Origin of the sequence: Fibrobacter sp., assembly GCF_017545445.1 — a bacterium.
Taxonomy (GTDB): Bacteria; Fibrobacterota; Fibrobacteria; order Fibrobacterales; family Fibrobacteraceae; genus Fibrobacter.
In genome coordinates, this window is the sequence record NZ_JAFWOM010000147.1 from 1 (window position 1) to 7,917 (window position 7,917).

The following is a 7,917-nucleotide window of genomic DNA, read 5'->3' on the forward strand; positions in this document are numbered from 1 at the left end:
ACGGCCCCGAGGCGAAGATCGGTTTTACGAAGCGCAATCTCTTCCGGGGAGCCGAGAAGCTCGACATCAACCTGCATGGTGCCTACCAGTGGCAAAGTAATGCAGGTACCAAGTCGACCAAATGACACTTAAGCCTAAATTTCATACCACCTCCATCTTATTAATCTAAATTCTTAGACAAAGGAAGGCAAGTATGTATTGATTATTTTACGATAAAAAGGTTTTAGGTATTAGGTTTTATAATCGAGCCGAAAGCACCAAACCAACCTGTAACCTAAAACCTACAACCTATTACCTATTTGCACACTACTAGGCGAATGGCATCCAAACGGAGTTGCGGATTCGCGACAATTTTTTTGCGTTCCTGAACGTTCTTGCGGAGTTGCTTGAGGGCTTCGCTTGTGCCAGCTTTTCCACGCATAGAGAGCAAGTGGTTCATTCGCTGGTATTCCTGTTCCGAACGCGCTTCCACGGCATTTGCCGCTTCTTCGGCGTACTTTTTCGCTTGTTCCGAAACGATTAAGCGAGCTTTTGCGAGACCGTCTTTAGCAAAGTAACGGAGCATCATATCGACAGCGGCATTCCCCTGCGGCACGCCCACATCCTTGAGAGCCGCATTCGAAAACTCTTCAAAATGTTCAGACATGTTTTCGCCCTTTGCGTTCACCAAGACCTTGAAATACTTCGGCCCGGCAATGTCTGCACAGCCCCATTCTTCGGACACAGGCAGCTCTACCGCAAAATTATACTGCATCATGAGTCCGCGCAAGCCGGAGTTCGGCCAAACAGCACAAGAGACCGTCCCGCGACCCAAGCCCGTTTCATAGTCGAACACGCCCTGAGCCAGCGGATGATCCAAGCTGATAAATTCAATATCGTCGTGAGTCATTGCGACATCGCGATCGAACGTCACCGTCATGCAAGTGCCACCGCTCACGCGACCGTCGCCATCGGAATCGCCACCGCCTTCGCCGCACAAATCCGTCTGGCTGTTCACGCGACCACCGCCAGCGCTATACGCAGCCATCGCCAAATCAGGCATGCCCGGCACAGAACCCGCTTCGACTTGCGGCCCCATCGTAATGAGGAAGCAATCCGGCACAGAGCTCTTCTCGACATCGAGTCCGCGGTTTATCAAGGAATCGAACACGAGATTCTTGAGTTCCGGTTCCGCATCCAGTTCACGGATTTCATCCGTGATTTCTTTAGCCTTTTCGGGATTGCGGGAGTTAAATTCGAGCAAACGGTCGCGACCGTTCTCGATATTCTTTCGCATTTGTTCGCAATCTTTCTTGACTTGCGGAATCACATTCTTTACAAAGTTATCGAGGCTTAGAGTCGGCGTCGCCAAAGCTTCAATCAACGCTTCCGTGTATTTGAGGAAGAGTTCGCCACCGCTCATAAGCGGAGCACCGAACGAATTCAAGCCCTCGTTGTACCAGCGGAACATCACTTCTTGGCCGGAGCCTTTCACGTAAGGCACATGGATGATGATATCCTTGTCCTGCCCAATGCGGTCCAATCGGCCAATACGTTGTTCCACAAGTGCAGCATCGAGCGGCAAGTCGAACAACACCAAGTGATGCGAGAACTGGAAGTTGCGGCCTTCCGAGCCGATTTCAGATGCGATGAGCAAATTCGCCCCATCGGGCTTGCTAAAGTTTGCAGCGGCCTTGTCACGCGCCATGATGCTCATGTCTTCGTGGAACATCACGAACGCGCCCTCGCCCAAAAATTCCAAGAGCAACGTTTCAAGAGCTTGCACCACCTGAATCGATTCGCAAATCAGCAAAACCTTTTCGTTCTTATATTCTTTGAGGAACCCCTTGAGCCATACAAAGCGTTCGTCCAAATGCCAAGCATCAGAGAACCTTGTACAAAGGAGACCGTTTTCCTGAATGTCCGTCGAAGCTTCGAGGTCGCGGTCGGCAGCAACCTCCACCATTTCGCGGTAAGCCGGATTCGGTTCGAGCGGAATTTCATCAAGCACTCGCTTCGGGAAACCGCCCACACCCTTACGCGTATTGCGGAACACGACAGAACCCGTGCCCATGCCATCGACGATGCGGCGCATCCATTCGCCCGCCGTCATCGACTTTGAATTTTCTTGTTCCAGCCACGGACGGATTTTCGAGTTTTTCGGAACGCAGGCGTACAAATCATCCCAGCTCATCTGGTGGTTCGGATCCGTCGGCAACTTGTTCAAATCCCTCACCAACTTGAGATACGTTTCCTGATCCTTGATAAAGTCATTGTAATCGGCAAAACGCACCGGATCAAGCATCTTGAGGCGGTTGAACTGCGATTCAGGATGCAACTGCAACGGCGTTCCCGTCAAAAGCAGCACGCCCTTCGAGCGAGCAATCACCCTGTTCGCCAGCATATACTCGTGGCTCGTGAAACCGTCCTCGCACACCAGATGGTGGGCTTCGTCAATGATGGTCATGTCCCAGTTCGTCTTCAAGAGGTCTTCAATCAACGCAGGCTGAGCCATCAAAAAGTCGATGGACACGATGATGTCGTTACTTTGCAAGAACGGGTTCGGTTTCGTCTCGTCCTTTGCGACACCCACGAAGAGTCCGCGAATGTAGCCTTCATCGACAAGCGTAAAGAGCTGGTTGAAGCGGCGCTTCATCTCGATCATCCACTGGTGCTTCAACGTCTCCGGGACAATCACGAGCGTACGCTGGATGCGGCCTCTCGATTTGAGGGCATGCCAAATCATGCCGGCTTCAATCGTCTTTCCAAGCCCCACTTCGTCCGAAAGCATAAGCCTCGGGAGCGTCGAACTAGAGCATGCACGGTAGCAAAGGTAATACTGGTGCGGAATCATGCTCACACGCGGGCCAATCATGCCGCGAACCGGCGACGAGAGCCACTTGTAATACATTTCCATCGCATCTTCATGACGCAAAAAATCACGCGCCGAGCAAACTTCGTCATCAGCCAAAGCCTTAAAGAGCACCGCCGGTCGAGCCGTCGAAATCTTCGAACTCAGCTCGGACTCCTTCATTTCCTTGCCGTTGCGGGCCACATAAACCATAATACCAGAATCTTCACGGACAGAATCAACGACAAAGGAGACTCCCTTTTCGCTCTTGACAGACTCGCCCACTTGCAACACAAAACGTTCAATAGGAGCGCCATCGGTCCTGTAAATACGAACTTGACCAATAGCGGGATACAAAATTTTAACAGTACGGCCCTGAACTTCGGAAACAATACCAAGCCCCAGGGTAGGTTCGGCTTGGCTGACGTAGCGCTGACCAATTTTAAACATCATCATAACCCCTAAATTTACATTTTTTTCGAAAATTCGGCTTGCGAACTTTTTACTAAATTATTGCATAACATGAAATGGTTTTATATTGACACATCAATCACCGATGGAGACCGGCGTCAAGGTCCTTATACTATCGATGAAATCAGGAATTTTGTCAACGAAGGCAAAATAACAGACGAAACTCTTGTCTGGCATAGCGGCGAAACAAATTGGAAAGCTTGGAAGGATTTTCCCGAAGCAAGCGAAGAACCGGAACAAACCGAAGAAGAAATTCTCAAGCAAACAATCGAAACGTTGCTGCAAAGCAGAATGCAGCAAAAAAGATTTGCAGGATTTTTTGTACGAGCAAACGCCTTTATTATAGACAACTTAATTCTTTCTCTTCTAGGGGCGATTTTCCTTTACATCATGAGCGCCGCAGGCGTAATCGACCTCAACGCCGTCTCCGAAATTGCCCAGCAATACGTTGACAACCCCTCTTCCACGGAACTTGTATCAAAAGCGTTTGAAATCCCTGGAGTATCCACGTTCTTTACGATTTTTTCAGTACTCCAAGCAATTTACTTTATTGTATTCCATGCGATTTTTGCAGCTACGCCGGGCAAGAAATTGCTGCACATCCATGTGGAAACTGCCGACGGGGAACGCATTTCGTGGGCATTCTCGATTTTCCGCTTTATCGCCACCATTATAACGCAAGCGACAATTTATTTTTACGGGTTGGGCTACCTTATCGTCCTCGTGGATCCGCAAAAAAGGGCATTGCACGACTTTATCGCAAGGACTCGCGTCGTCCACGACGTTATCGAACTCAAAAACAATCCAGAAACTAGCGAAGAGAACAGCAACGAAAGTAATAAAGAGGTTTAACTTATATGGATCAATTTATCGTCCCGCAAGTCAAGGCACCCGTCAACGGTGAAATCGAAATTTCTGGCGCAAAGAACGCTGTTCTTGCAGTCATGGCGGCAGCACTCCTCGCCGAAGGCGTATCTGAAATCACGAACGTCCCGCACCTCAAAGACATGAAGACCATGTCCGACGTGCTCCGCGTCATCGGCTGCCATATCAACGGCGGAAGCCACGTTCTGAGAATCGACACCCGCGGCGTTGACCACTTGGAAGCTCCGTATGAACTCGTGAAAACGATGCGCGCAAGCTTTTACGTGCTCGGCCCGCTCGTAGCCAGATTCGGACGTTGCCGCGTCTCACTCCCCGGCGGATGCGCTTGGGGCCCGCGCCCTGTCGATTTGCACCTCAAAGGCCTCGAAGCTCTCGGCGCAAAAATCAACGTCACACACGGTTACGTCGAAGCCACCTGCGAAGGCCGCCTCCCCGGCGGAAACTTCAACTTCCCGATTTCTAGCGTAGGCGCTACCGTCAACGTGCTCATGGCGGCAACGCTTGCCAAAGGCGTGAGCGTCTTGCAGAACGCCGCCCTCGAACCCGAAATCGATAACCTCATTGATTACCTCACCAACATGGGTGCAAAGATTCAAGGCCGCGGCACGCGAACCCTCACTGTCCAAGGCGTTGAATCGCTCCGCCCGGGAACAGGCGTAACCATTCCCGACCGCATCGAAGCAGGCACGTTCCTCTGTGCCGCCGCCATCACACGCGGTCGCGTCAAAGTCACGCACATCATCCCGGAACACATCGCCTCCACGCTCGACGCATTCCGCGAAATCGGCTGCAAGGTAAACGTCGGTGCCGACTGGGCCGAAGTCGATGCACGCCAGCAAGAACTCAAGCCGATGAGCCTCTCGACGCTCCCGTTCCCAGGATTCCCGACGGACATGCAGGCCCCCTTCATGGCAACCCTCCTCTCCATTCCGGGAAACAGCCTCATCCAAGACACCGTCTATAACGACCGTTTCAAGCACGTCGCAGAACTCGAACGCTTGGGTGCATCCATCCAGCTGAACGGCAACACGGCGACCATCAAAGGCGGCCTCCCGCTCGAAGGCGCTGACATCATGGGTTCCGACCTCCGCGCAAGCGCAGCACTCGTGCTCGCAGGCCTTATCGCTGAAGGCGAAACGACCATCAGCCGCATTTACCATCTCGACCGCGGTTACGAAAACTTCGAAGCCAAGATGGCCCAAATCGGAGCAACCGTCAAGCGATTCAACCCAGATGCAAGGGAATAGAAGATAGGAGAAAAATCGCAACGAAGCCTAGCAATTAAAAGCACTTGATTTTTTTAATCAAGTGCTTTTAAGTTATAGCTGATTTGACTATTTTTACAACAATGTATCTAACAAGCTTGCACAAAATAAAATACATTTCATATAAAATTGCGCTACAAATTCTGCTACGATTACCAGACTTTTTTTTCGCAGCTTTATTTACCGTTATATTCCCGATATACAAAGCGCTTCACAAAAAACGCGCATATGGACGAGTTGAACAACATCTCGAAAAAGCAAATAAATACGTCAAAGAAGAAGGTTTTCCCCATTTAAACGCCCAGCAAATTAACAAACTACGTAACAAAAAATCACTACAAGACATTACTGCACGAGACGTTTTCCATGGAATTTTTTGGAATGCAATCGATTCTTACCGAGGATTAGCCCACATTAAAAACACCTCAGACAGCATCGTCTATGAAAACGAGTATATCATCCAAAATGCAATTGCAGAATGCGCAGCCGCAGACAAGCCCATCGCGGCCATCAGCATCCACCAAGGAGCATTCGAATTGTTGCATCGCAGTCTTTGCCGCTACAGCAAACATGTTCACTTGATTACCGATTCCGTCGGAGATTCTGCATTTCGCGACGTGCTCAAGGAACTCCGCAGCGATCCACACCTCATAGAATACCACCCCGAAGAAACAAGCCGCCTTATCCGCGAACTATTCCGCACCAAAGGAATCCTCGCAATGGTCGTCGATCAAGGCAAGCACACCAAAGGAAACACCGTTTCGCTATTCGGCCAGCCCTCGACGCTTTACTTGCGGCTCCCTAAAAAAGTAAATGACATGGGAGCTGGCATCGTCATTTTCCGCACTTGGACAGAAAACGACAACAGCCAAAGCCGCTCAAAACGAATCGTCATCCGCTTCGAGAATTATTACCCGCCAAAGTATGACGCTCTACACAGCAACGAAAAGCATACAGGCCCAGCAAACGGAATGCCCGCAAACTCAAACGAAGAACGAGCAACAGCAACAATCGACAACAGTCCGCTCGTCACAGCAATCGCAAGCGAAATCGAAACGTGGATTGCCGAGCACCCCGAACAATGGAGCTGGAATTACCACGGAAATTTCACGACAGTTCTCTAAAAGCCCTCCCCAACACAAAGTTCCCCGAATTGTCATCCCGGACACAGTTCCGGGATCGCCTTACACATTTAAATGAAGTATTTTTTATATTTCGCTAAAAAGCAGGAAAGACAATGCCTTTAAATGCAGAAGAAGAATTTCAGTTAGAGTGGATCAAGAATCACCCCATGCAAGACAAAGACGAACTTGCAGAAATCCAAGCCGAAGCGGAAGCCGAGGCTAAGCCGCAACGTGCCGCACGCGGCAAGAAAATGCGCCGTAACCCCGCCGCATGGGAACTCCCCAACCCCGAAGACGAAATTGACCTTCACGGATTCACCTCCGAAGAAGCCGCCGAAGCCGTAGAACGCCGCATCGACGACTTGCTCATCGCAGGCCTGAGCGTTTTGCGAGTCATCCACGGCGGCGGCAACCCCGAATACGGAAACGTCAAACGAATCATCGACCGCAAAGTCCGCTCCGAATGGAAAAATCGCGTCATATTTTATAAAGTCGAGCCCGATAACGCTGGTTCCAGCATCATGAAAATCGGCAAACCTCGCCCACAAGCCCCCAAAAAGAAGAAATAATCAAAAAAAATCACTTTTTTTTACACTAACCCCTTTAAAACTCCATTAAAATTAACTATAATTGTGCGCGTCAAAGACGAGAGTCAAGACAAAACGGAATATAGCTCAGCCTGGTAGAGCGCTTGCTTCGGGAGCAAGAGGTCGTGAGTTCGAATCTCGCTATTCCGATAAGAGAAGAGTCATCCGAAGGATGGCTCTTTCCTTATTTGTATCGTGCGAGATGAGAACTCACGAAGTGAGTTCGAGTAGCAGCGAGGCGAGCGTCGCGACAGACCGCTTGCGGGATGTCATGATCGAGCCGATGCAGCGGACGCCGTAGGCGTCACTAAATTGTTCCGTGAACGAAGTGAACAATGAACAAATTTGAGATTTTGGCGCAAGCCAAAACCCGGAGGGCAAAATGCGAAACGAAGTGAGGGTTTTGTCTAATCTCGCTATTCCGAGAAAAAGTGAACCACCCATGCAAAACCGGAGGCCTTTTAGAATTTTCAAAGGATCCTATCGGCACTCCCTGCCTCCAAGATGACAATTCAAACATTTTATGAAAAAAGCAACTAGTATAAACCAGTCGCTTTTGCATTTCCATGCATTTAGCATTTGGAAAAAGAGGGTCCATAAGTGAAGCCACCGGATTTATGAGATTTCGGCCTACAGATGAAAGACGAAAAAAAAGCATCCGGCTTTTAACCGGAGACTTTTTATGCTTTTCGCATTTGGCATTTAACCATTAGAAAAGTGACTGGATCCTGCTCCTTCGAACCTAATTCAACTAC

At 49.8% G+C, this 7,917-nt stretch carries 6 protein-coding genes and 1 tRNA gene; 6 read left to right on the top strand and 1 reads right to left on the bottom strand.

The genetic code is table 11. From position 1 onward, the window contains the following. Positions 1-295 precede the first annotated feature (295 nt). Positions 296-3,286, bottom strand: a complete 2,991-nt coding sequence (gene rapA, locus IKG78_RS17155) for an RNA polymerase-associated protein RapA (RefSeq protein ID WP_290945746.1) — start codon at positions 3,284-3,286, stop codon at positions 296-298. A gap of 66 nt (positions 3,287-3,352) precedes the next feature. On the opposite strand from rapA, the gene IKG78_RS17160 reads away from it, so the two are divergent. The 6 genes from IKG78_RS17160 (at position 3,353) to IKG78_RS17185 (ending at position 7,463) form a co-directional block, all read left to right on the top strand. Then, entirely contained in the window at positions 3,353-4,153 is an 801-nt protein-coding gene (locus tag IKG78_RS17160) for an RDD family protein (protein ID WP_290945748.1), read from the top strand. A 5-nt stretch (positions 4,154-4,158) separates the two neighbouring features. Next, on the top strand, positions 4,159-5,433 hold the full coding sequence (murA, locus tag IKG78_RS17165) for a UDP-N-acetylglucosamine 1-carboxyvinyltransferase (RefSeq protein ID WP_290945750.1): 1,275 nt from the start codon (positions 4,159-4,161) through the stop codon (positions 5,431-5,433). Between the two features lie 554 nt (positions 5,434-5,987). Then, a complete protein-coding gene (locus tag IKG78_RS17170; RefSeq protein WP_290945752.1) occupies positions 5,988-6,575 on the top strand; it encodes a hypothetical protein in 588 nt (195 codons plus the stop codon). A gap of 113 nt (positions 6,576-6,688) precedes the next feature. Beyond that, the gene (locus IKG78_RS17175) at positions 6,689-7,144 is read left to right on the top strand and encodes a Smr/MutS family protein (RefSeq protein WP_290945754.1); all 456 of its coding nucleotides are present in this window, start codon (positions 6,689-6,691) and stop codon (positions 7,142-7,144) included. A 94-nt stretch (positions 7,145-7,238) separates the two neighbouring features. Continuing rightward, positions 7,239-7,312: transfer RNA gene (locus tag IKG78_RS17180), tRNA-Pro, on the top strand. A 22-nt stretch (positions 7,313-7,334) separates the two neighbouring features. Then, a complete protein-coding gene (locus IKG78_RS17185; protein ID WP_290945757.1) occupies positions 7,335-7,463 on the top strand; it encodes a hypothetical protein in 129 nt (42 codons plus the stop codon). Positions 7,464-7,917 lie beyond the last annotated feature (454 nt).

Bases quoted from the DNA above. Each gene is read 5' to 3' on its own strand.
- IKG78_RS17175 (WP_290945754.1), top strand. From the start codon at position 6,689: ATGCCTTTAAATGCAGAAGAAGAATTTCAGTTAGAGTGGATCAAGAAT.
- IKG78_RS17160 (WP_290945748.1), top strand. From the start codon at position 3,353: ATGAAATGGTTTTATATTGACACATCAATCACCGATGGAGACCGGCGT.
- IKG78_RS17185 (WP_290945757.1), top strand. From the start codon at position 7,335: ATGGCTCTTTCCTTATTTGTATCGTGCGAGATGAGAACTCACGAAGTG.
- murA (WP_290945750.1), top strand. From the start codon at position 4,159: ATGGATCAATTTATCGTCCCGCAAGTCAAGGCACCCGTCAACGGTGAA.
- rapA (WP_290945746.1), bottom strand. From the start codon at position 3,286: ATGATGATGTTTAAAATTGGTCAGCGCTACGTCAGCCAAGCCGAACCT.